This window comes from Hydrogenophaga sedimenti (assembly GCF_051857515.1).
GTDB lineage: Bacteria > Pseudomonadota > Gammaproteobacteria > Burkholderiales > Burkholderiaceae_C > Hydrogenophaga.
Window position 1 is genome coordinate 79274 of record NZ_JBPZHA010000003.1, and the last position, 20766, is coordinate 100039.

Below are 20766 nucleotides of genomic sequence, written 5' to 3' on the forward strand. Positions count from 1 at the left end.
CCGGGAAAGTGTCCGGTCCAAGCAATTCACGGGCCATGTGGCCGCCGCGGCGGGGTCCTCAGTGGTGATGGGCACTGTCCGCCGCGGCCAGGTTGCGCGGGGACTGCACCCACACCTCGAGTTCGTGGGTGCCGGCTTTCTCGAAACGCAGCTTCACCAGAAAGTGGTCACCGTCCTTGAGCGGCCCCTTCAGCTCCTGCAGCATCAGGTGGTATCCGTCGGGCGTGCCGTGCTTCATCCCCACGGTCGCGCCGGCCGGCAGATCCACCGCAGACGCGGCGCGCATCTGCATCACGTCGCCCTGCATCTGCATGCGGTGGATCTCGACCCGGCCGGCCACCGGCGTGCTCGCCGACAGCAGGCGGTCGGCGACATCGCCGGTGTTGCGGATGCCGCGGAAATACACCGCGCCCGTGGTCATTCCCGGCCGCGACGGTGTCGCATACGGATGATCGATGCGCAGATCGCCAGCCTTGAAATCGTGCGCCGCGGCGGCGCCCGCCCAGAAGGCCGTACACACCAGCAACAGGAAACGTCGGGGATTCATCGGTCGCTCCGGTTGGTGGATCAGCTCAGCCGCCGCTTGAGCGCCGGCAGGCGGGTCAGCAACAGCGCGTCGAGCAGCAGCACCCCCACCAGCACCGCGCCGGACAGCGGGAAGGCCACGGCCACCAGCAGCATCACGACCGCGCCGCTCTTCCACAGCGCGGCGTCGGCGGGCGCCATGGGCGCCACGAGGCGGCCGGCCCTGACCGGGCGGCGCTTCCACCACATGACCACGCCGCTGACGCACACGAACACCACCGCCAGGCAGAACACCACGTTGAGCCAGGCGCTCCACAGACCCAAGTCGCCCTGGTGCAGCGCGATGCCGACCGCCATGAACTGGGCCATGGGCGAATAGTCGGCGAACGACACCTCGGCCAGCACGCGGCCGGTGTAGCGGTCCAGGTGCAGGTAGCGGTCACCCGCCGGGTTGGTGAGGTCGCCGCCCATGCTGTCGGCGCTGACGGTGTAGACACCCTGCTCGTCCTGCGGCACGGCGATGCGGTACTGGCCCGAGAAACCGGCGCTGCGGGCATGGGCATTCACCGTGTCCAGATTGACCGGCTGGCCGCCCGCGATGCCGGGCCGGCCGGCGGCCGAGCCCGAGGCCGGCATGGGCACCTGCTCCAGGCCCCAGGGCACCTCCTTGAGACCGGGCGCCGACAGCGCACCGTGGGTCAGCGCCGACCTGGGCACGTCGTCCCACTTGCTCGCGGGGAAGCTGCCCCAGGGCTGCACGAACTTTCCGCCCCAGATGCCCGTCCAGGCCAGACCGGTCAGCAGGAAGAAGCCCAGCACCAGGCCCATCCAGAACGCCACGCTCACGTGCAGCGACTTCCACCACTGGCGCCCCCGGGCCGACAGGTCGGGCAGCAGCACCTCGCGCCAGCCACCGCCGACGCGGGGCCAGGCCATGTAGACGCCGGTGACGATGAGCACGATGCCCAGCCCGGCCGCGATCTCGATCAGCCGGTCACCGGCATCGCCGATCAGCAGCGTGCCGTGGATCTTCTCGGCCCAGGCGAACACCGTGTTCTCCTTGTCCACCGAACGCAGCACCTCGGCGGTGTAGGGGTTGACCGCCAGCGACTCGGTGCGCCCGTCCACCGTGACGGAGAACCAGGCCGGCAGCGTGGCACTCCTGGGCGACACGTACTCCTTGAGCTGTGCACCCGGTCGTTGGGCGAGCACGGCCTGCGCCTGCACGCCGACAGTCGTGGTCTGCGCCTGCGGCACGACGTCGATGTCCATGCCCAGCCGGCTCTGGAAGCCGGTGAAGAACACCATGACCAGACCGGTGATGGCCAGCATCAGCAGGAAGGGCACGACGTACAGCCCGGCGTAGAAGTGCCAGCGCCAGGCCAGCAGGTGGAACGGGCCCAGTGTCGGGCTGCGTGTGGCGGTGGTGTCGGAAGGCATGTGCATCTCCTGCCGTCAGCGGAAGGCCGGTTGGACCATCGGTCCGGCCGGAGACGACGGTGCCAGCCACGCGGCCAGCGACACCGGATTCAGGCGCGCCGGGCCGCTCTTGCGGCTGCGCGGCGGCAGCAGCTGCGCCAGCGCGCGGCAGACGGTCTCGGGCTTGGCGTCCACCATCTGGGCCAGCTCCTTGAGCGCCGGCAGCGCGGCGCGCAGCGCATCGGCCTGCCGGTCGTCCACCGTCTGGGCCCCCTGCCAGGGCAGACCCATCAGCCGCAGCAGGCAGGCCAGGCGCTGCAGCACGCTGCCGGTGCGCAGGGTGGCCATGTCGTGGCAGCGCAGCTGCTGCTGGCACAGCGCCTGCTGCAACAGGGCCTGGCGCTCGCGCTCGCTGGTCACCGGCACGGGTTCCAGCCGGCCATCGGTGAAGGCACTGGCGGTGAACTGGTAGGGCTGGTCGCACAGCGCCTCGACCCCCAGCAGGTCGCCGGGCAGGGCCAGCAGCACCGGCAGGCGGGCCTCTCCGTTTTCGCGGTCCAGCCGCGCGGTGCCTTCGACCACGCGCCACAGCGGGCCGCGGTCACCGGCCCTGAAAAAATGGTCCTGGCCGGCGCGTGCGCGCACCGGCATCGGGAATGGGTTCGACATGGAAACTCCTGAAACTGACGGGGGGACCGCGGCACACCGCCGCGGCGTCCTGGTGCAGCGGGTCACAGCCCGCCGCAAAGAAAGTCAGCTCAGGAAAGGCGGGCCGCGCGCGGCCGGCTGCGGCGCGGCCAGGGACACCGGCTGAAACGACCGGGTGTCGGGGTGGCCCCAGGGCGCGGCCACGGCGGCCACCACCGGCATGACCGGCAACAGCGGCGCCAGCCGTTCGGCGGCCAGGGTGCAATGCCCGCACAGGTCCAGCGCGTCCTGCCCGGGGACGGCCGGTCCGGCGGAGGGCTGTTGGCCGGCCTCCGCCGCTGTCACCCATTGCATGCCCTGCGCCGTGCAGAGCTCGACCCAGTCCCGCGCGTCCTGCGGCCCTGCCGCCAGCGCGCGCGAGATCGCGGGCGCCAGCGTGGCCAGCAACAGCGCGGCCAGCAGCCCGCCCGACAGGCGCCGGGACAGGCCGTGCCATTGCCGCAGGGTCACGGGAAACATCGGGGCCTCAGTCCGGGCTCAGGTGCGGACGATCACTGGTGCTTGTGTTCGCCGTGGCCGGCCGCATCGGCCTTGGCGGGTGCCGCCGCATTGCCCAGCGGACGCACGGATGCCTTGATCTCGACGTTCTCGCGCTTGCCGTCCTTGCCTTCGAACACCAGGGTGAACGGCACGGTGTCGCCATCCTTGACCGGGCCCTTGAGGTCCATGAGCATCACGTGGTAGCCGCCGGGCTTGAGCTCGACCGCCTTGCCGGCCGGCAGTGCCAGGCCGGGCACCTGGCGCATCTTCATCACGTTGTCGGCCATCGCCATTTCGTGGATCTCGACCACGCCGGCCACCGGCGACTTGACCTCGACCAGCTTGCTGTCGGCCTTGGCGGTCAGTTGCATGAAGGCGCCGGTGGACTTCTGCTGCGCCACGGTCGCGCGGACCCAGGGGTCCTTGATCTCGACGCTGGCGGTGCCCTGCGCCCAGGCGTTGGCGGTCAGGGCGATGAGGGCGGCGGAAATGAGGTGTTTCATGAAAACTCCGAGGGGTGGATGGAGAAAAGGACCGCGGCACCTGTGGTGGGGCTGCGGACGGAAAACGGAAAGCGGGGGTGGGAGACTGGCGCCTCCTGGAGCGGGACCACACGGCGCACCCGGTCAGGGGCGCGCGACGGCGCGGGGCCTCAGGAAGCCAGGGGAGGCGCGCGCGACTGGGCAGGAAGCCAGACGGTCGCGGCCGGCGGCGCGAAGAAGAACGCCGGGGGAAGTTCGGTCGACTGTGCGGGCAGCGTGGACAGCTGGTCGGCCGCTGGCAGACCGGCCATGCCGCCGTGCAAGGTGCACCAGGCGCATGGCTGGCTGGTGTTGCCTTGTGGTGCGTTGCTGGCGGGCGCCTGGTCGTCCTGCGTGGCGGCGTCCGCCTTGACCCAGACCATGCCGCTGACGCTGCAGATCTGCAGCCAGCCGTCGCGCTCACCACCGCTCACCATCGCCTGCGTCACCGTGGGCGCAAGCGCGCCCAGCACCAAGGCCAGCATGGCCAGCCAGGCAGTGAGTCGACGGTGCAGGCGCAAGAAAGCCATCGAACAAGTTTATCAGCCGTCGTCTGGGCGACGTGCCGCCCCCGGGTTAGCCCCCTACCATGCGGCTTCCCACAACAACGATCCGGAGACCACCCCATGCTGACACTCTGCGGCTTTTCCGCCAGCAACTACTACAACAAGGTCAAGCTCGCCCTGCTCGAAAAGGGCATCGCCTTCGAGGAAGAGCTGGCCTGGGTCGGCCAGGTCGACACCACCGCCAGCCCGCTGGGCAAGGTGCCGTATCTCAAGAGCGACGAAGGCACGCTGTGCGAGTCGACCGTGATCCTCGAATACCTGGAGGCGAAGTACCCGCAGCACCCGCTGCTGCCCACCGATCCCTTCGCGGCGGCCAAGGCGCGCGAACTGTTGCGCTTCATCGAGCTGCACCTGGAGCTGGTCGCGCGCAACCTCTACCCCGAGGCGTTCTTCGGCGGCAAGATTTCCGATGCGGCCAAGGAGAAGACCGGCCAGCAGCTGGCCAAGAATGTCGCGGCGTTCGCTAGGCTCACCAGCTTCTCGCCTTTCATCGGCGGCAACGAATTCACCCTCGCCGATGTCGGTGCGGCGGTGCACCTGCCGCTGGTCAGCAGCGCCAGCAAGATCATCTACGGCAACGACGTGCTCGCCGACCTGCCCGTGCGCGACTACCTCAAGCGCCTCGGAGAGCGCCCGGCGGTGCAGAAGGTCAACGCCGACCGCAAGACCGGCACCGAGCTGATGCTGGCCCGCGCGAAAGCGAAGTGACCCGGCACATTCATTCGGCGCCGGGCCGCCCCAAGCCGAATGAGCGCCCCCTCTGGGGGCAGCGACCCGCGCAGCGGCGGAGCGTGGGGGCCCTTACCCCTCGCGCAGTGCCATGACGGCGGTGCGCAGGTCCTGCGCCCATGTCCGGCGGTCGCGGCCCAGCGCGCGCTGCGGCTCGCCGTAGTGCACCACCGCCTGCAGACCGGTGGACCGCAGGGTGTTCCACAGCGACTGCAGCAGGGTGGTGTCGCCGACGAACAGCGGCCCGTCGTGGCGCTCGCCACTCTGTGCGTCGACGAAGCTCAGACCCACCGGCAGCACCGCCGCCTCGGCCGCGATCGCGGCCTGGATCAGGTTGGCGTGGAACGGCAGCAGGGTCTGGCCGTCGCCCGTCGTGCCCTCGGGAAACACCGAAAGGATGTCCTTTCCGCGCAGGTGTTCCGCCATCTGGTGCACCACCCGCATGGCGTCGCGCCGGTTCTCGCGTTCGATGTACAGGGTGCCCGAGCCGGTCGCCAGCGCGCCGACCACCGGCCAGTGCCTGACCGAGGCCTTGGACACGAAGCGCGAAGGACGCGCGCCGTTCATGACCAGGATGTCGAGCCAGGAAATGTGGTTGGCCACCTGCAGCAACGGGCCATGCGCCGGCGGCGTGCCGCGCACCACCAGCGTGACGCCCAGGATGTCGAGCATGCGGCGCGTCCACTCGCGCACCACCAGTTCGGTGGCCTCCGGCGTCAGCTTGCCGAACTCGCTGCGGATGACCCACACCCCATGCAGGATGTGCCCCAGGGCGCGCAGGATGCGCCACCCCGCCGCCAGCGCCGAACGCCGACCCGCGCTCACGCCGTGGCCCGCGCCGCCTCGTAGGCCACCTGGCCCGCCACCAGCGTGGTGCGCACGCGCACCGGCATCTCGTGTCCCTCGAACGGCGTGTGCTTGCCCTGGCTGCGCAGACCGGTGGCGTCCACCGCCCAGCTGGCGTTCGGATCGAACAGGCAGAGGTCGGCCGCGCCGCCGATGCTGATCTGGCCCACGCTGTGCTGCAGCGTGCCCAGCGCACTGCCCAGCACCGCCTGCGGCCCGCTGGTGACCACGGCCAGCGCCTGCATCAGACCCAGCCCGTCCTGCTGCGCCCACTTGGCCGCCAGTCCCAGCAGCAACTCCACCGCGGTGGCGCCCGGCTCGGCTTCGGCAAACGGCAGCACCTTCGCATCGGCGTCGACCGGGTTGTGGTCCGAGACCAGCGCATCGATGGTGCCGTCGGCCAGACCGGCGCGCAGCGCTTCACGGTCGCGCTGCTGGCGCAGCGGCGGCTGCAGGCGCGCGCGGCTGTCGTAGTAGCCGATGTCGACATCGGTCAGGTGCAGGTTGTGCACGCTCACGTCGCAGCTCACCGGCAGGCCCTCGGCCTTGGCCTGGCGGACCAGCGCCAGTCCCGCCGCGCTGCTGATGCGGCACAGGTGCACGTGCACGCCTTTTTCACCCGCCGCCTGCGCGGCGTTGTGCACGCCACGCAGCAGGTCGAACAGGGTGTGCAGCGCGATGGTCTCGGCGGCCGACGGCACGCCCGACAGGCCCATGCGCGTGGCCAGCGGACCACTCGCGGCCACGCCCTTGCCCAGCCAGAAGTCCTGCGGGCGCAGCCACACGGTGTAGCCGAAGGTGGCGGCGTACTGCAGCGCGCGCTGCAGCACCTGCGAATTGACGATCGGCACCTCGGCCTGGCCAAAGCCGATGCAGCCGGACTCGGTCAGCTCGGCCATCTCGGTCAGCACCTCGCCCTTGAGCCCGCGCGTGAGTGCGCCCAGCGGGAACACGCGCCCCTGGTGCAGCTTCTCGGCGCGGAACTTGAGCATGTCGACCAGGCCGGGCTCGTCGAGCACCGGGTCGGTGTCGGGCGGGCAGACCAGCGAGGTCACGCCGCCGGCCGCCGCGGCCGCCATCTCGCTCTCCAGCATGCCGGCGTGCTCCTGGCCGGGCTCGCGCAGGCGCACGGCCAGATCGACCAGGCCGGGCGCGACCACCAGCCCCGCGGCATCGATGGTCCGGTTGGCGTGGAAGTCGGGCGCGACGTTGCCGATGGCGATGATGCGGCCGGCCGCAATCGCGATGTCGGCCAGCTCGTCGCGGCCGCTGGCCGGGTCCATGACGCGGCCGTTCTGGATCAGGATCTTCATGGTGTGCCTATCGACGCAGTGGGCGGTGCCCCGGCCACCGGGGGGTTCCCGGCCGGGGTCTTGGAAAGGATGTGCCGCAGCGCATCGGCCAGCGCCTCGCACTCGGCCTGGGTGCCGATGGTGATGCGCAGGTGGTTGTCGATGCGGGGCTGGTGGAAATGGCGCACGAGGATACGGCGCTCGCGCAGGGCGGCGAACAGGTCGGCCGCGCGGGCACTCGCATGGCGTGCGAACAGGAAATTGGCGCTCGATGGCAGACAGTCGAAACCCAGGCCCGCGAGCTGCTGCACCAGCCATTCGCGGCTGGCGGTGATGCGCGCCGACAGCGTCTGCAGGTGCGCGTCGTCCTCGATCGCTGCCTGCGCGCCGGCCAGCGCCAGCCGGTCCAGCGGATAGGAATTGAAGCTGTCCTTGACCACGTTGAGCGCCTCGATGAGCGACACATGGCCCATGGCGAAGCCGACCCGCAGCCCGGCCAGTGCCGCCGACTTGGACAGCGTGCGCACCACCAGCAGCTGGGGGAAGCGTTCGATCAGCGTCACCGCGCTGTCGGCGCCGAAGTCCACATAGGCCTCGTCGACGATCACCACCGAGCCGGGGTTGCCTTCCAGCAGTTGCGTCAGCTCGGGCAGGGTCAGCGCGATGCCGGTCGGCGCATTGGGGTTGGGCAGCACGATGCCGCCATTGCCGCGGCGGTAGTCGGCGACCCGCACGCGGAATTGGCTGTCCAGCGGCACCGGTTGCGGCTCGATGCCGTACAGCGCGCAGTACACCGGGTAGAACGAGTAGCTGACGTCCGGAAACAGCACCGGCCGGCCGTGGCGCAGCAAGGCGCAGAAGGCGTGGGCCAGCACCTCGTCGGAGCCGTTGCCGACGAAGACCTGTTCCGGCGTCAGCTGGAACCGGCGCGCAATGGTCTGGCGCAGCGCCAGCGCGGTCGGGTCCGGGTACAGGCGCAGGCGCTCGTCGGTCGCCTCGCGCACCGCCTCCAGCACGCGCGGCGACGGCGGATAGGGGCATTCGTTGGTGTTGAGCTTGATCCAGCCCTCACCCTGCGGCTGCTCGCCGGGCACGTAGGCGCGCAACCCGCGCACCGCGGGACTCCAGAGCGCGCGCGCAGCGGCGTCCTGCTTCAGCGTCATGCTTCGTTCCCGGCCACGATGCCCAGCACGGCCATGCGCACGGCGATGCCGAAGGTGACCTGCGGCAGGATCACGCTCTGCGGTCCGTCGACCACGGCCGACTCGATCTCGACACCGCGGTTGATCGGCCCCGGGTGCATGACGATCGCGTCCGGCTTGGCCCAGCGCAGGCGTTCGGTGGTCAGGCCGAAGCTCTTGAAATACTCCTGGCTCGACGGCAGCAGCGCGCCGCTCATGCGCTCGTTCTGCAGCCGCAGCGTGATGACCACGTCGCAGTCCTTGATGCCTTCTTCCAGCGTGTGGCAGACGCGCACGCCCAGCTGCGACAGGTCGCTGGGCACCAGGGTGCGCGGGCCGACCACGCGCACGTCGGGGCAGCCCAGCGTGGTCAGGGCGTGGATGTCGGAGCGCGCCACGCGCGAATGCAGCACGTCGCCGACGATCGCCACCGACAGGTTGCTGAAATCTTTCTTGTAGTGCCGGATGGTGTACATGTCCAGCAGACCCTGCGTCGGGTGCGCGTGGCGGCCGTCGCCGGCGTTGACCACGTGCACGTGCGGGGCCACATGCTGGGCGATCAGGTAGGGCGCACCCGATTCGCTGTGGCGCACGACGAAGATGTCCGCCGCCATCGCCGACAGGTTGGCGATGGTGTCGAGCAGCGACTCGCCCTTGGCGGTCGAGCTGCGGGCGATGTCCAGCGTGTAGACGTCGGCCGACAGGCGCGTGGCCGCGATGTCGAAGGTGGTGCGGGTGCGGGTGCTGTTCTCGAAGAACAGGTTGAACACGCTCTTGCCGCGCAGCAGCGGCACTTTCTTGACCTCGCGGTTGCTCACGCTCACGAAGCTGGACGCGGTGTCCAGGATCTGGGTGAGGATGTCGCGGGAGAGGCCTTCGGTGGAGAGCAGGTGGATCAGCTCGCCGTTTTTGTTCAGCTGGGGGTTGCGCGCCACGTCAGTTTTCCTTGGTTTCCAGCACGAATCGGAAGCGCCCGTCGGCATCGCGCGCCAGTTCGAGCGACTGGTTGCGCGGCAGGTTCATGGTGGCCGCGCAGACGTTGGCCTGGATCGGCAGCTCACGCCCGCCACGATCGACCAGCACCGCCAGCTGCACGCTGGCGGGACGGCCATAGTCGAACAGCTCGTTGATCACCGCACGCAGCGTGCGGCCGGTGTAGAGCACATCGTCGATCAGCACCACATGGGCGCCATCGACTTCGTAGGGCAGCACGGTCTGGGCCGAGATCGACAGGCCACGCTGCGCGAAATCGTCGCGGTGCATCGACGACGAGATGACACCGGCGTCGCCAGGCAGCGCCAGGTCGCGCTGCAGCCGTTCGGCCAGCCAGGCGCCGCCGGAGGTGATGCCCGCGAGCACCACGGGCTGCGGCATGGTGGCAATCAGGCCCTTCACGCCTTCGCGCAACTCGGCGTACAGCAGCTCGGCGTCGAGCTGGATGGTTTGGGTCACGTCAGGCTCCTCAGAAACTGTTCCAGGATGATGCAGGCGCTGGCCGCATCGGCGTCGCGCGCGCCCAGGGCGTGCGCTTCGGTGGTCGAATACCGCTCGTCCACCTCGAACACCGGCAGGCCGTAACGGCCGCGCAGCTGGCGCGCGAACTTCTGCGCGCGCAGGGTGTTCTCGTGGGGAGCGCCGTCGGGATGAAAGGGCACGCCGACCACGATGGCGTCGGGCTGCCACTCTTTCAGGCGTTCGGTGATCTTCACGAATCGGGCATCGCCTTCGGCGGCGATGGTGGACTGCGGTGTGGCGGTCTGCGTCAGGCGGTTGCCGCTGGCCACGCCGGTGCGCTTGAGTCCGAAGTCGAAGGCCAGGAAGGTCTGGCAGGAAACCGGCACATCCGTCATGAATGCCCCGCGTCCGGCGACAGCATCCATGGAGCCAGCCCCAGCAGTGCCATGGCTTTCTCGTAGCGCTGCTCGACCGGCGTGTCGAAGATCAGCGCCGGATCGGCCTCGACGGTGAGCCAGCTGTTTTCGGTGATCTCGGATTCCAGCTGTCCCTGCCCCCAGGACGAATAGCCCAGCGACACGAACACACGCCGTGGCCCGGCGCCGGACGACATCGCTTCGAGCACGTCGCGCGAGGTCGTCATTTCCAGCCCGCCCGGGATCGCCAGGGTGGACGCGTACACCGACTCGCCCTCGCCCTCGCCGGCGTCGATGGCCTCGTGCAGCACGAAACCGCGCTCGGTCTGCACCGGCCCCCCCTGGAAGACCGGCAGGTGCATGAGATCTTCGCGCCCCAGGGCCAGATCGACCTTCTCGAACAGGCTGGGCAGCAGGATGTCGCTGGGCTTGTTGATGACCAGCCCGAGCGCCCCGCGCTCGCTGTGCTCGCACATGAACACCACGCTGCGGCCGAACAAGTCGTCGTTCAGCCCGGGCATTGCAATCAGGAAGTGATTGGTGAGATTGATCGAGGCAGAATCCGCAGACATGGCGCAATTTTAAGCGGCGCCCCTTCGTTCCACGGACCGAACGACCCATCCCACCACGAGCGCCCCCGAATGACACGCTACGACCGAGGACTGATGTGGTTCCGCCGCGACCTGCGGGCGCAAGACAACGCCGCGCTCTACCACGCGCTCAAGCAGTGCCGCCAGGTCTGGTGTGTGTTCGTGTTCGACACCGCCATCCTCGACCCGCTGCCCCGCGCCGACCGGCGGGTGGAATTCATCCACGCCTCGGTGCTGGAGCTCGACGGCGCCCTGCGCGAACTCGGACAGGAGCACGCCCACGAAGGCACCGGCCTGATCGTGCGCCACGCCCGCGCGCTCGACGAAATCCCCCTGCTGGCGCAGCGCCTGCATGTGCAGGCGGTGTTCACCAACCACGACGACGAGCCGGATGCGCTGGCGCGGGATGCACAGGTGCTCGGTGCGCTGGCCCACGCCGGGATCATGCTGCACAGCCACAAGGACCACGTGATCTTCGAGCGGCGCGAGGTGCTGACCCAGGTCGGCCAGCCCTTCGGCGTGTTCACGCCGTACAAGAACGCCTGGTTGCGCAAGGTGGAGCCGTTCTACCTCAAGGCCTACCCGGTCGCGAAATACGCCGCCGCGCTGGCGCCGCGGCCGCCAGCGTTCGACACCCCGCCCCCCCGCCTGTCGGACATCGACTTCGAGCCGAGCAACCTGTCGCGCCTGCCCATCCCCACGGGCGCCAGCGGCGCCCAGACGCTGGTGGAAGACTTCATGGAGCGCATCGAGCGCTACGACAGCGCCCGCGACTTCCCGGCGGTCAAGGGTCCGAGCTACCTCAGCGTGCATCTGCGCTTTGGCACGGTGTCGATCCGGCAGCTCGCCTCGCTGGCCTGGCAGATGCACCTGCAGGACCTCAAGGGGGCCAGCACCTGGCTCTCGGAGCTGATCTGGCGCGACTTCTACCACCAGATCCTGGCCAACTTCCCGCACGTGGTCGGCCACTCGTTCCGCCCCGAGTACGACAAGGTGCGCTTCGAACACGGCAAGCACGCGCAGGCGCAGTTCACCGCCTGGTGCGAGGGCCGCACCGGCTACCCGCTGGTGGACGCCGCGATGGCGCAGATCAACCAGACCGGCTACATGCACAACCGCCTGCGCATGGTGGTGGCCAGCTTCCTCGTGAAGGACCTGGGCATCGACTGGCGCTGGGGCGAACGCTATTTCGCCGAGAAGCTGATCGACTTCGACCTGGCGGCCAACAACGGCGGCTGGCAGTGGGCCGCCTCCACCGGCTGCGACGCCCAGCCCTGGTTCCGCATCTTCAATCCGGTGACCCAGAGCGAAAAGTTCGACGCACAGGGCAAGTTCATCCGGCGCTACCTGCCGCAACTCGCCGGGCTGTCGGACGCCACCATCCATGCGCCCTGGAAAGCCCCCGAACTGGAGCTGGTCGCGGCGGGCGTCGAGCTGGGCAAAACCTATCCGGCGCCCATCGTCGACCACGCGCTGGCGCGCGAAAAGACGCTGGAGCGCTACGGGGTGGTGAAGAACAAATGACCGGCGGTGCCGCCCGCCGCGGCGGCACCTGGCCGGTGCATCAGGCGTTCGCGGCCGCCTGCGTGTAGCTGGCGATCAGCGCCAGCAGCTCGTCTTCCGAGTACGGCTTGCCCAGGTAGTGGTCCACGCCCAGCTCGCGCGCATGTTCGCGGTGCTTCTCGGCGATGCGCGAGGTGATCATGATCACCGGCAGGCCCGACAGACGGGGATCGTTGCGGATGTTGCGCACCAGATCGAAGCCGTCCATGCGCGGCATCTCGATGTCCGACAGCACCACCGCCGGACGTTCCGTCTGCAGCCGCTCCAGGGCCTGCAGGCCATCGGCCGCCAGCGACACCCGGTAGCCTTCGCGCTGCAGCAGCCGCTGCGTGACGCGGCGCACCGTGATCGAGTCGTCGACCACCAGCACCAGCGGCACCGCATTGACGGCCATCTCCAGCGGCAGTTCGGCATCGCCCTTGGCCGCAGCGCCGGCCGCCAGATGCATCTGCCCTTCGACCCAGGGCTGCACCTGCGCGCCATACACCGTGGCCAGCGCCACCGGGTTGTAGATCAGCGCCACCGCGCCCGAGGCCAGCACCGACATGCCGGCCAGACCAGGCAGACGGGACAGTTGCGGGCCGAGGTTCTTCACCACGACTTCCTGGTTGCCCAGCACTTCGTCCACGTGCATCGCCACCCGCTGCGCCGCGCTTCGGAAGATCACCACCGGCAGCGTGCGCGCCTGGGCTTCCTGCGACTGCGGCGACGACTGCAGCAGCGCGCCGGCCCAGTAGAACGGCACTTCTTCGCCACCGACGGTGAGCGTCTTCTTCGCGTAGGCCTGCCCGAGTTCGTCGGCGCTGACGCGGCGCACCAGTTCGACCTGCGTCGATGGCACACCGATGGTCAGCGCACCCGCGCGCAGCATCACCACCTGCGTCACCGCGGTAGTCAGCGGCAGCACCAGCTTGAAGCCGGTGCCTTGTCCGGCTTTGGTATGGGTCTCGATGCGGCCGCCCAGTGCCACCACGTCGTTGCGCACCACGTCCATGCCGACGCCGCGCCCGGCCAGCGAAGACACTTCGCTGGCGGTGCTCAGACCCGGCGTGTAGATCAGCTGCATCGCCTCGTCGTCGCTCAGCTTCGCGGCCTTCTCGACCAGCCCCTGGGCCTTGGCCTTTTCCTGCAGGCGCGCCAGGTCGATGCCCGCGCCGTCGTCCTGGAACACCACCGACACGTCGTTGAGTTCCTGTGCCAGGCGCACATCGATGCGGCCTTCGGCGGCCTTGCCCAGCGCCAGACGTTGCTCGGGCGTCTCGATGCCGTGCACGACGCTGTTGCGCAGCAAGTGTTCGAACGCCGCGGTCATGCGGTCCAGCACACCGCGGTCCATTTCGATGTGACCGGCCGTGATGTCCAGCCGCACCTGTTTGCCGGTTTCCTTGGAGGCCTGGCGCACGACGCGGTAAAGGCGCTCCGAAATGCCTTCGAACTCCACCATGCGCGTGCGCAGCAGGTCGCGCTGCAGTTCGCGCGTCTGGCGGGCCTGGGCCACCAGACCGTCTTCGGTCGCTTCCACGGCGCGCTGCAGGTTGCGCTGCACGGTCGCCACGTCGTTCACCGACTCGGCCATCATGCGGGTGAGTTCCTGCACGCGGGTGAAGCGGTCGAATTCCAGCGGGTCGAACGACAGGTCGGCGTCGCGGGCCTGCGCCAGTCGCGACTGCATCTGTGTTTCGGCCTGCAGCTCGATGTCGCGCAGCTGGTGGCGCAGACGGTCCAAGTTGCCCGTGAGGTCCTTGAGCGATCCGCGCAGCGTGACCAGCTGCGACTCCATCCGCGAACGGGTGATCATCACCTCGCCGGTCTGGTTCATCAGACGGTCCAGCAGCTCCGGTCGCACCCGCACGGCCGCGGCCATCCGCTGCGGCACCGGCACCGGCGCCTGCGGCAGACTCAGCCCGGCCAGGCCACCCGAGGTCGACACCACCGGTGCGGCCACCGGTTGCTCGGTCACGGCCGGTGCCTCAGCCTCCTGTGCGGGTTCGTCCACCGGCATGTCGGAAACAGCGGGCTCGGGACGCAGGTCGGTGCGGATCTCGGGCGCGGTCTGCAGCACCCCTTGCGACCCCGGATCGGTGTTGCGCAGCAGATCAAATCGAGCGCTCAGGGCATCGTAGGAAGCCTGCAGCGGTTCAAGGTCCGCCGCCTGCAGGACGTCGGACCCCAGTCGCTCGACCGAGGTCTCCATGCGGTGGGCCATCTCGCCCAGCCGCAGGGCGCCGGCCAGACGGGCACTGCCTTTGAGGGTGTGGAGATTGCGCAGCACCTCGGCACGCGCACTGCCATTGTCCGGACGCGCGATCCACTGGCGCAGCGCGCCGCCGAGTTGCGGCAGCAGTTCCTGCGCTTCGTCCGCAAAAATCGGGAAGAGATCGGCATCGATGGTGTCCAGCGCATCGATGTCGTCGTCGATGTCCTGCGCCGGTCCGCGCAACTCCTCGACCGGTTCCAGCGGCGACAGCAGGGTTTCCGGCTCGGTTTCCGTTTCGCCGTCGGCCTCGGTGCCCCACTGGGTGTTGAGCTCGATGTCGAGCGACGGGTCGGGTTCCACCGCCTCCGCCGTGTCTTCCGCTGCGGCCTCCACCGTGTCTTCCGGCGCCAGGGGAACGGGGGCCTGGTGCAGCTGGTCGATCAGCCGCGCCAGCAAATCGGCGCTGGGTTCCTTGTAGAACCCGGCGGCGAACTGGTGCAGCAGGCGGCGGATGTCTTCCGCCGCGGCCACAAAAAGCCCGGCCTGATCGGTGGTGGCGGCTTGTCCGGCACGCTGGTGCGAGCCCACAAACCCCAGCGCATGCTCGAGCGCGCGGGCAATGTCGGACAGGGGCTGGAAGCCGACCGTGGCCGAACTGCCGGCCAGCGAATGGGCCAGCGCCTCGGCCTGGTCCGGCAGGGGCACATGGTGCTCCAGCGCCCATTCGGACAGCACGGTGCACAGTCGGCGCGACCACTCGTCGGCTTCGTTGAGATAGACGTTGTACAGGCGGATGCCGATGCGCAGCGGCCCGATGACACGGGTCTGCTCGTCGGGCATGTCGCCTTCGGCTCCGGACTCTTCGGCGTCGGGTTCCTGCGCCGGCGGAACGACTCCGTCCGCGTCGGAGACCGGTTCGGTGACGGGTTCTGCTGCGTCCTGGACCTCGTCGGCCACCGGCGTTTCTTCGGTGCCCGCCGCCTCGATCTCGGGCGGCCACTCTTCCGGCGCGACCGGCTCGGGCTGGGTGGCCAGCCCGTCCTCGGGCGGCACCACCAGCACGCTGTCCGGACGTTCCGGATCAAACAGGGGACCGGGCATCGAGTCCTGCAGATCCCGCGCCTGCGGCAACTCGGCCTCCAGGTCCAGCGAGATCTCGTCAAAGATCGACGGCGGGCCATCGTCGGCATCGGCATCGGCCTCTGTCTCGGCCACGCCGGTCACACCATGCGATTCCGGCAGGGCCTCGGCCGCCTGCGGCGACGGCGCACGGTTTTCCAGTTCGGCGAAATCGATCGGCGACAGCAGGGGGGCATGCGCCGACACCGGCGCATCGCCCGGCGGAAGATCGTCAAAAGCAAGGTCCTGCGGCGAGGTCTCGACGAAATCGACCAGCACATCCTGCGACACCGGCTCCGGCGTCTCGACCGTGATCGTCACCGGGGCCTCGGCTTCCACCAGGTCCTCGACATCCTCTTGCGGACCGGGGGTCTCTGCCACCGGTGCCAACGGCAGATAACGGTGCTCGTCGCGCCAGGCCTGGCCGCTGTTGCGGAAGGCCTGGGCCTGCCAGTGGGCGTCCTGCTGCGACGCAATGTCCTCGACCCAGCGGCCAAACGCCTCCATCGCTTCGCGCGACAGGGCGAGCACGGGCGCTTCGGCAGAACGCTGTTCCGACAGCACCCCGTTGAGCACCTGCTCCATGGCCCAGGCGGCTTCCCCGAACTCGTTGAGGCCCACCATGCGCGAACTGCCCTTGAGGGTGTGGAAGGCCCGCCGCAAGGTCGTCAGCTGCTCCAGATTGCCTGGCTCCAGATGCAACGCATCGAGCGCGGCCAGGCCGTTGCCGACCACCTCGCGACCTTCCTCCAGGAAGATCTCGCGCAAATCGTCTTCGTCGTCCAGGCTGTCGTCGACCGGCGCCGGTGCCGCCACAGGCTCTTCGGTGGCCCGCGTCTGTGCCAGCCCCACCAGGGCCTGTGCACCCGCTTCGGCATCGGTACCGACCACCGCCTGCGCAGCCTCGCGCGCGGCCTTGGCCACACCCTCCTGTTCGGCGAGCGACGCCTGGTCGGCCAGCGTACCGAGCTGCTCCGACAGCTCCGCCAGATTGACGTCGCGCTGGGCGTCTTCGACCACCCGCTGCACACCTTCATCCAGCGCCCTGGACGCGACCTTGGCGGCCGTGACGACCGGCCGCTCGGAAGCGATCCGGCCCATCAAGGGCTTGAGCTCGCCCGAAGCCTCGTCGAACACGAACAGCTTCTTGGCCAGCGCCGGCTGGTAGTTGAGCATGTCCACCAGGAAACTCAAGGCGCTGAGGTTGTTGCCCAGCTGCAGGAAGGTGCCCGCCTCGCGCGCCTGCACCTCGTCGACCTCGGTGTCCAGAATCTGCTCGACGGACGAACGCATGCGCGTCACGGTCTGCACCGCCTGGTCCAGGCCCAGCACCGACAGCACGCCGCGCATCTGCACCAGCTGCGAGACCGCCACATGCAGCCCCGCCTTCTCGCGCGGGGTGCGGAAAAACTGGTCGAGGGACTTTTCCGCTTCGCCCAAGGACACCTTGAGTTCACCGACCACGCTGCCCATCGTCTGGCGGTCACTCACCCGACGGTACAACTGCTCCATCCACGGTTCCAGCGGCTGCGCCGCTTCCCCGGCCAGCACCCTGTCGAGCCGGTCGGCCAGCATCTGGGTCCGGTCGGCCAGCGACGGATCGTTGGGATCGAAGTCATCGAACGTGGCTTCGAGATAGAGCGTGGTCGTGGCCACCTCCATCGACAGCTCGGGCTTGAGATTGCCGGGGGCTCGCGAAACCTGTTCGGCGGCCCTGACGAGAACCCGTGCCAGAGCAGCGCTGGCCGGATGCAGGCGCAGCAGCGAATCAGCGATCAGGCTGTACTGGTCGAGCACCGAGCGCGCGCGCGACACATCACCACCGGCCAGCAGGGACCAGGACTCCTTGCCGGCGTTGATCCGCTTGCGGGCCTGCACCAACAGGGCCGGGTCAAACTGGCCCAGCGTGGCCTTGTGGTAATCGACACCCACCGATTCCGTCAGTCCGAACGCATCGCGCACCGCCGACAGATTCGGAGCGGCCACGCCCTCCCTGGGGCGGGCCTGGGCACAGAAGAACAGCAGGTCGTGCAGCAAGGCCTCGGACACGTCGTTCTTCGACTTGTCCTGCATCAGCCCGGCCAGTTGCAGCAGGATGCGCGAGGCCGCCCGCTTGACATACACATCGGCACTGACGAGACCTTGGGACACGGCTTCGAAGTAGCCGGCTGCGATGCGCCAGAAGGTGGTCACGCGCGCCGTGTCTGCGCCGGCGGCCAGACCGGCACTCATGCGCGCCAGCTGTGCGGCCGCGGCCGGACTGTGCGACTTGACCAGCAACAGGACCACGCGGTCGAACAGCGAGCGGATCTGCGGGCTCACCTGCATCGGCTTGACATCGGCCGGTGCGGCGACCTCGATGCCGCGCTGCTCCAGACTCCACAGATCGGCCGGATGAACCCGCTCGGCCCCGGCCAGCTCTTGCACCTCGCGGTACTGGCTGAACAGCGCCACGGGAGGCACCGGCTTGTTGTTCAGAATGGCTTCCAGGTATTCGACCAGCGCAAAGCTGGCGCGCTCCACCCGGCCCGCAGCTTCATCGGTGCAGCTCAGTGGCTTCTGCACAAAGCGCTGCACGGCGGCTTCCATGCCGCGCAACACCTGCGCTGGCGCCGCCAGGCCAACCATCTCCAGGGCACCCACGGCCTGGTGCAACTGCTGGCGCGCCACGCGCAGCGAGCCGGGATCGACCGCTTCCAGGTCGCTGTGACGGGCCTGCTCCGTTTCACGGATGAAACGCCGGATCGCCTTGTTGGCGCTGTCCAGCGATTTGCGAAGTTCCTCGAACACCCACGCCAGCGGCCCGAGGTCGCTGAGGGTGTCGTCGGATGCCGGGCCTTCGGAATGGGTGTCGAGCATGATGTGTCGGGTCTGCCGGACCGCGGTCAGGCGATCTTGAATCGGGCCACCGATTGCCGCAGTTCTTCTGCCATGGCGGAGAGTTCACGCACCTGGGCGGCGGTCGACCGCGTACCTTCTCCGGTCTGCTCCGTCACCGCGAAAATGTGCTGGATGTTGCCGGCCACCTCGTTGGCCGACTCGGCTTCGCGGAGCGTCGCGTTCGAAATCTGCTCAATCAGCTCGGCCAGACGGCGCGACACGCGGTCGATCTCGGACAGCGCGGTACCGGCGTTGTCGGACAGCTTGGCCCCTTCGACCACACCCTGGGTGGAGCGCTCCATGGCGGCCACCGCGTCCTGCGTGTCGGTCTGAATCGCCTTCACCAGCGCCGCAATCTGGCGAGTGGCATCGGCGGAACGTTCGGCCAGTCGCTGCACTTCTTCCGCCACCACCGAGAAGCCGCGACCGGCTTCACCGGCCGACGCGGCCTGGATGGCGGCATTCAGGGCCAGCACGTTGGTCTGTTCGGTAATGTCCGAGATCAGCTCCGTGATTTCACCGATCTCCTGTGAGGACTCACCCAGCCGCTTGATGCGCTTGGAGGTTTCCTGGATCTGGTCGCGGATGGCGTTCATGCCGCCGATGGCGTCCTGCACGGCCTGCAGACCGGACTCGGCGGCCTGCAGAGAAGAACGCGCCACACGGGCCGATTCCTGCGCCTGACCGGACACCTGGTTGATGCGTTGCGCCATGTCCAGCACCGACTGGCCGGTTTCACGGATCTCACGCAGCTGTTCGGTCGACGCGGCCAGCAGTTCGGTCGATGTGCTTTCCACCGCCGACGTCGTCTGGGCGACTCGCGTGGCCGTGGCCTGCACGTTACCCACCAGCGAGCGCAGTTCTTCCACCGTGTAGTTCACCGAGTCGGCGATGGCGCCGGTGATGTCTTCGGTCACGGTCGCTTCCTGCGTCAGGTCGCCTTCGGCCACCGTCTGCAGCTCGTTCATCAGACGAAGAATGGCCGCCTGGTTGGCGTCGTTCACGCGCTTGGCGTCCTGCTGCTGCGATTCCGCCGCCACCCGCTGACCTTCGGCGATCAGCTGGCGCTGACGGCTTTCCAGCAGCTGCACATAGGCCAGTGCGGCGCCACAGGCCAGCGCAAACAGCGCCGCCCCGATCATGGAGAACAGCTCGATACCACCCAGACCCGAGCCCGCAGACAGCTGCGACTGCAACTTTTCCAGACCGGAGCGCAGCGGTTCGCTGTCGGCGATCACGGCGGCCTGCGCTTCGCGCGCGGCCACCAGACCCTGCAGGTTGCCCAGAATCGCGCCGGCGTCGGTGCGGGTCTGTTCGTACAGCTTGAGCAGTGCTTCCAGGCGTTCGCGGACCTGCGTGTCGCCAGTGGCCTTCAGCCGCAGCTCGGCACTGCCGTTGAGCAGGCCTTCGGCGATTTCCTTGAAGGTGTTCAAGTCCTTGCCCAGCAGGAACACGGCTTCGGGGCTCACGCCTTCCATGGTCAGGAATTCGTTGGCCGATTTGCCGATGCGCTGGGTCAGCATCACCAGCTGGCCGGAGGCGGAAATTTCGGTCGGTGGCGCACCCAGCTGAAGCTTGAGCGAAGACACGGTTTCGGCGATTTCCAGCAAGTCGGACGACTGGCGGTTGATCGAGCGCAGGGCGTCACCCACCTGGGTCAGGATCTTCTGCTGCGACAGCACGACATTGGCGTTGCGTTCCGCGGAGTCGACCTTGGGCATCAGTTCACCCAGCTGCGACTCGTATTCAGGCCCGAGCGCCGACAGGCCGATTTCGGTGTTGCCTTCCTTGAAGCCGCGCACGTTGCGGGCCAGCACGTTGGAACTCTCCTTCACCTCGGAGAAGGCTGCGGGATTGCCCACCAGTGCCTGCGACACGCTCTTGGCCAGACGTTGCGACTGCATCAGGGCCTGACCGCTGGACGCCACCTGCTGACCCAGCTTTTCGGTCTTGTTCAGCACGAAGAACACCACGGCCGCCAGCAGCACCACAGCCACCAGCAGCAGGGAGCCCAGAATCCGCCGGTGTTGTTCGGCGGTGCGCCGACCCAGCAACGGCAGGCTCACCACACCCAGCTCGATCTCCGCGTCTCCAGGCTCGGGCCCCATGCGGCTCTCGGCAAATTCGGCATCGGTGCGAGAGGGTGCGAGCCCTTCTGCGGCGGCTTGCGCCAGATCCTGGGCGGAGAGATCGCTCAGATCGGGATCGACGGCTCCCTTCTTGCGGAACATTCCCTGGATTCGATCAAGCATGGCCATGAAAAAACCTTCCAACTGAAA

17 protein-coding genes are annotated in these 20766 nt (G+C 68.6%); 2 read left to right on the forward strand and 15 right to left on the reverse strand.

Translation table 11 applies throughout. The features are described 5' to 3' along the window. Positions 1-58 precede the first annotated feature (58 nt). From ACS5NL_RS05510 to ACS5NL_RS05535, 6 genes are all read right to left on the reverse strand, one after another. Complete coding sequence (locus tag ACS5NL_RS05510) at positions 59-547, reverse strand: copper chaperone PCu(A)C (RefSeq protein WP_439352644.1); 489 nt, start codon at positions 545-547, stop codon at positions 59-61. A gap of 20 nt (positions 548-567) precedes the next feature. After that, positions 568-1965, reverse strand: coding sequence for a PepSY-associated TM helix domain-containing protein (locus ACS5NL_RS05515; protein ID WP_439352645.1), 1398 nt, complete (start codon positions 1963-1965; stop codon positions 568-570). Between the two features lie 15 nt (positions 1966-1980). Continuing rightward, complete coding sequence (locus ACS5NL_RS05520) at positions 1981-2613, reverse strand: cyclic nucleotide-binding domain-containing protein (protein WP_439352646.1); 633 nt, start codon at positions 2611-2613, stop codon at positions 1981-1983. 84 nt (positions 2614-2697) lie between these two features. Further along, entirely contained in the window at positions 2698-3111 is a 414-nt protein-coding gene (locus ACS5NL_RS05525; RefSeq protein ID WP_439352647.1) for a DUF2946 family protein, read from the reverse strand. A gap of 32 nt (positions 3112-3143) precedes the next feature. After that, complete coding sequence (locus ACS5NL_RS05530; RefSeq protein WP_439352648.1) at positions 3144-3635, reverse strand: copper chaperone PCu(A)C; 492 nt, start codon at positions 3633-3635, stop codon at positions 3144-3146. A 149-nt stretch (positions 3636-3784) separates the two neighbouring features. Further along, positions 3785-4183 (reverse strand): DUF2946 domain-containing protein, encoded by a 399-nt coding sequence (locus tag ACS5NL_RS05535; RefSeq protein ID WP_439352649.1) that lies wholly within the window; start codon positions 4181-4183, stop codon positions 3785-3787. 96 nt (positions 4184-4279) lie between these two features. On the opposite strand from ACS5NL_RS05535, the gene ACS5NL_RS05540 reads away from it, so the two are divergent. Next, positions 4280-4927, forward strand: a complete 648-nt coding sequence (locus ACS5NL_RS05540) for a glutathione S-transferase family protein (protein ID WP_439352650.1) — start codon at positions 4280-4282, stop codon at positions 4925-4927. A gap of 93 nt (positions 4928-5020) precedes the next feature. Here the strand turns inward: ACS5NL_RS05540 and ACS5NL_RS05545 are convergent, their stop codons facing one another. The 7 genes from ACS5NL_RS05545 to ACS5NL_RS05575 are packed head-to-tail and all read right to left on the reverse strand — an operon-like array spanning position 5021 to position 10710. Continuing rightward, entirely contained in the window at positions 5021-5773 is a 753-nt protein-coding gene (locus ACS5NL_RS05545; protein WP_439352651.1) for a lysophospholipid acyltransferase family protein, read from the reverse strand. Further along, positions 5770-7107 carry a dihydroorotase gene (locus ACS5NL_RS05550; RefSeq protein ID WP_439352652.1) on the reverse strand — a complete coding sequence of 446 codons (1338 nt, stop codon included), beginning with the start codon at positions 7105-7107 and terminating at the stop codon, positions 5770-5772. The genes ACS5NL_RS05545 and ACS5NL_RS05550 overlap by 4 nt, the downstream gene beginning before the upstream one ends. Then, positions 7104-8249, reverse strand: a complete 1146-nt coding sequence (gene hisC / locus ACS5NL_RS05555; RefSeq protein WP_439352653.1) for a histidinol-phosphate transaminase — start codon at positions 8247-8249, stop codon at positions 7104-7106. The genes ACS5NL_RS05550 and hisC overlap by 4 nt, the downstream gene beginning before the upstream one ends. Continuing rightward, positions 8246-9202, reverse strand: coding sequence for an aspartate carbamoyltransferase catalytic subunit (locus ACS5NL_RS05560; protein WP_439352654.1), 957 nt, complete (start codon positions 9200-9202; stop codon positions 8246-8248). The genes hisC and ACS5NL_RS05560 overlap by 4 nt, the downstream gene beginning before the upstream one ends. A gap of 1 nt (position 9203) precedes the next feature. Further along, positions 9204-9719, reverse strand: a complete 516-nt coding sequence (gene pyrR, locus ACS5NL_RS05565) for a bifunctional pyr operon transcriptional regulator/uracil phosphoribosyltransferase PyrR (protein ID WP_439352655.1) — start codon at positions 9717-9719, stop codon at positions 9204-9206. Then, positions 9716-10147, reverse strand: coding sequence for a Holliday junction resolvase RuvX (gene ruvX, locus ACS5NL_RS05570; protein ID WP_439352656.1), 432 nt, complete (start codon positions 10145-10147; stop codon positions 9716-9718). The genes pyrR and ruvX overlap by 4 nt, the downstream gene beginning before the upstream one ends. Continuing rightward, complete coding sequence (locus tag ACS5NL_RS05575) at positions 10114-10710, reverse strand: YqgE/AlgH family protein (RefSeq protein WP_439352657.1); 597 nt, start codon at positions 10708-10710, stop codon at positions 10114-10116. Before ACS5NL_RS05575 ends, ruvX begins: the two co-directional genes overlap by 34 nt. A gap of 69 nt (positions 10711-10779) precedes the next feature. Here ACS5NL_RS05575 and ACS5NL_RS05580 point away from each other — a divergent pair, with 69 nt between their 5' ends. Then, a complete protein-coding gene (locus ACS5NL_RS05580; protein WP_439352658.1) occupies positions 10780-12252 on the forward strand; it encodes a cryptochrome/photolyase family protein in 1473 nt (490 codons plus the stop codon). Between the two features lie 40 nt (positions 12253-12292). Here the strand turns inward: ACS5NL_RS05580 and ACS5NL_RS05585 are convergent, their stop codons facing one another. Next, a complete protein-coding gene (locus ACS5NL_RS05585) occupies positions 12293-18466 on the reverse strand; it encodes an Hpt domain-containing protein (protein ID WP_439352659.1) in 6174 nt (2057 codons plus the stop codon). A 26-nt stretch (positions 18467-18492) separates the two neighbouring features. After that, positions 18493-20745: a methyl-accepting chemotaxis protein gene (locus tag ACS5NL_RS05590; protein ID WP_439352660.1), complete on the reverse strand. Its 2253-nt coding sequence runs from the start codon at positions 20743-20745 to the stop codon at positions 18493-18495. Positions 20746-20766: the final 21 nt, after the last annotated feature.

Excerpts from the sequence above, each read along its gene's own strand:
- ACS5NL_RS05510 (WP_439352644.1), bottom strand. The coding sequence starts at position 547 with ATGAATCCCCGACGTTTCCTGTTGCTGGTGTGTACGGCCTTCTGGGCG.
- ACS5NL_RS05515 (WP_439352645.1), bottom strand. The coding sequence starts at position 1,965 with ATGCCTTCCGACACCACCGCCACACGCAGCCCGACACTGGGCCCGTTC.
- ACS5NL_RS05520 (WP_439352646.1), bottom strand. The coding sequence starts at position 2,613 with ATGTCGAACCCATTCCCGATGCCGGTGCGCGCACGCGCCGGCCAGGAC.
- ACS5NL_RS05525 (WP_439352647.1), bottom strand. The coding sequence starts at position 3,111 with ATGTTTCCCGTGACCCTGCGGCAATGGCACGGCCTGTCCCGGCGCCTG.
- ACS5NL_RS05530 (WP_439352648.1), bottom strand. The coding sequence starts at position 3,635 with ATGAAACACCTCATTTCCGCCGCCCTCATCGCCCTGACCGCCAACGCC.
- ACS5NL_RS05535 (WP_439352649.1), bottom strand. The coding sequence starts at position 4,183 with ATGGCTTTCTTGCGCCTGCACCGTCGACTCACTGCCTGGCTGGCCATG.
- ACS5NL_RS05540 (WP_439352650.1), top strand. The coding sequence starts at position 4,280 with ATGCTGACACTCTGCGGCTTTTCCGCCAGCAACTACTACAACAAGGTC.
- ACS5NL_RS05550 (WP_439352652.1), bottom strand. The coding sequence starts at position 7,107 with ATGAAGATCCTGATCCAGAACGGCCGCGTCATGGACCCGGCCAGCGGC.
- hisC (WP_439352653.1), bottom strand. The coding sequence starts at position 8,249 with ATGACGCTGAAGCAGGACGCCGCTGCGCGCGCGCTCTGGAGTCCCGCG.
- ruvX (WP_439352656.1), bottom strand. The coding sequence starts at position 10,147 with ATGGATGCTGTCGCCGGACGCGGGGCATTCATGACGGATGTGCCGGTT.
- ACS5NL_RS05575 (WP_439352657.1), bottom strand. The coding sequence starts at position 10,710 with ATGTCTGCGGATTCTGCCTCGATCAATCTCACCAATCACTTCCTGATT.
- ACS5NL_RS05580 (WP_439352658.1), top strand. The coding sequence starts at position 10,780 with ATGACACGCTACGACCGAGGACTGATGTGGTTCCGCCGCGACCTGCGG.
- ACS5NL_RS05585 (WP_439352659.1), bottom strand. The coding sequence starts at position 18,466 with ATGCTCGACACCCATTCCGAAGGCCCGGCATCCGACGACACCCTCAGC.
- ACS5NL_RS05590 (WP_439352660.1), bottom strand. The coding sequence starts at position 20,745 with ATGGCCATGCTTGATCGAATCCAGGGAATGTTCCGCAAGAAGGGAGCC.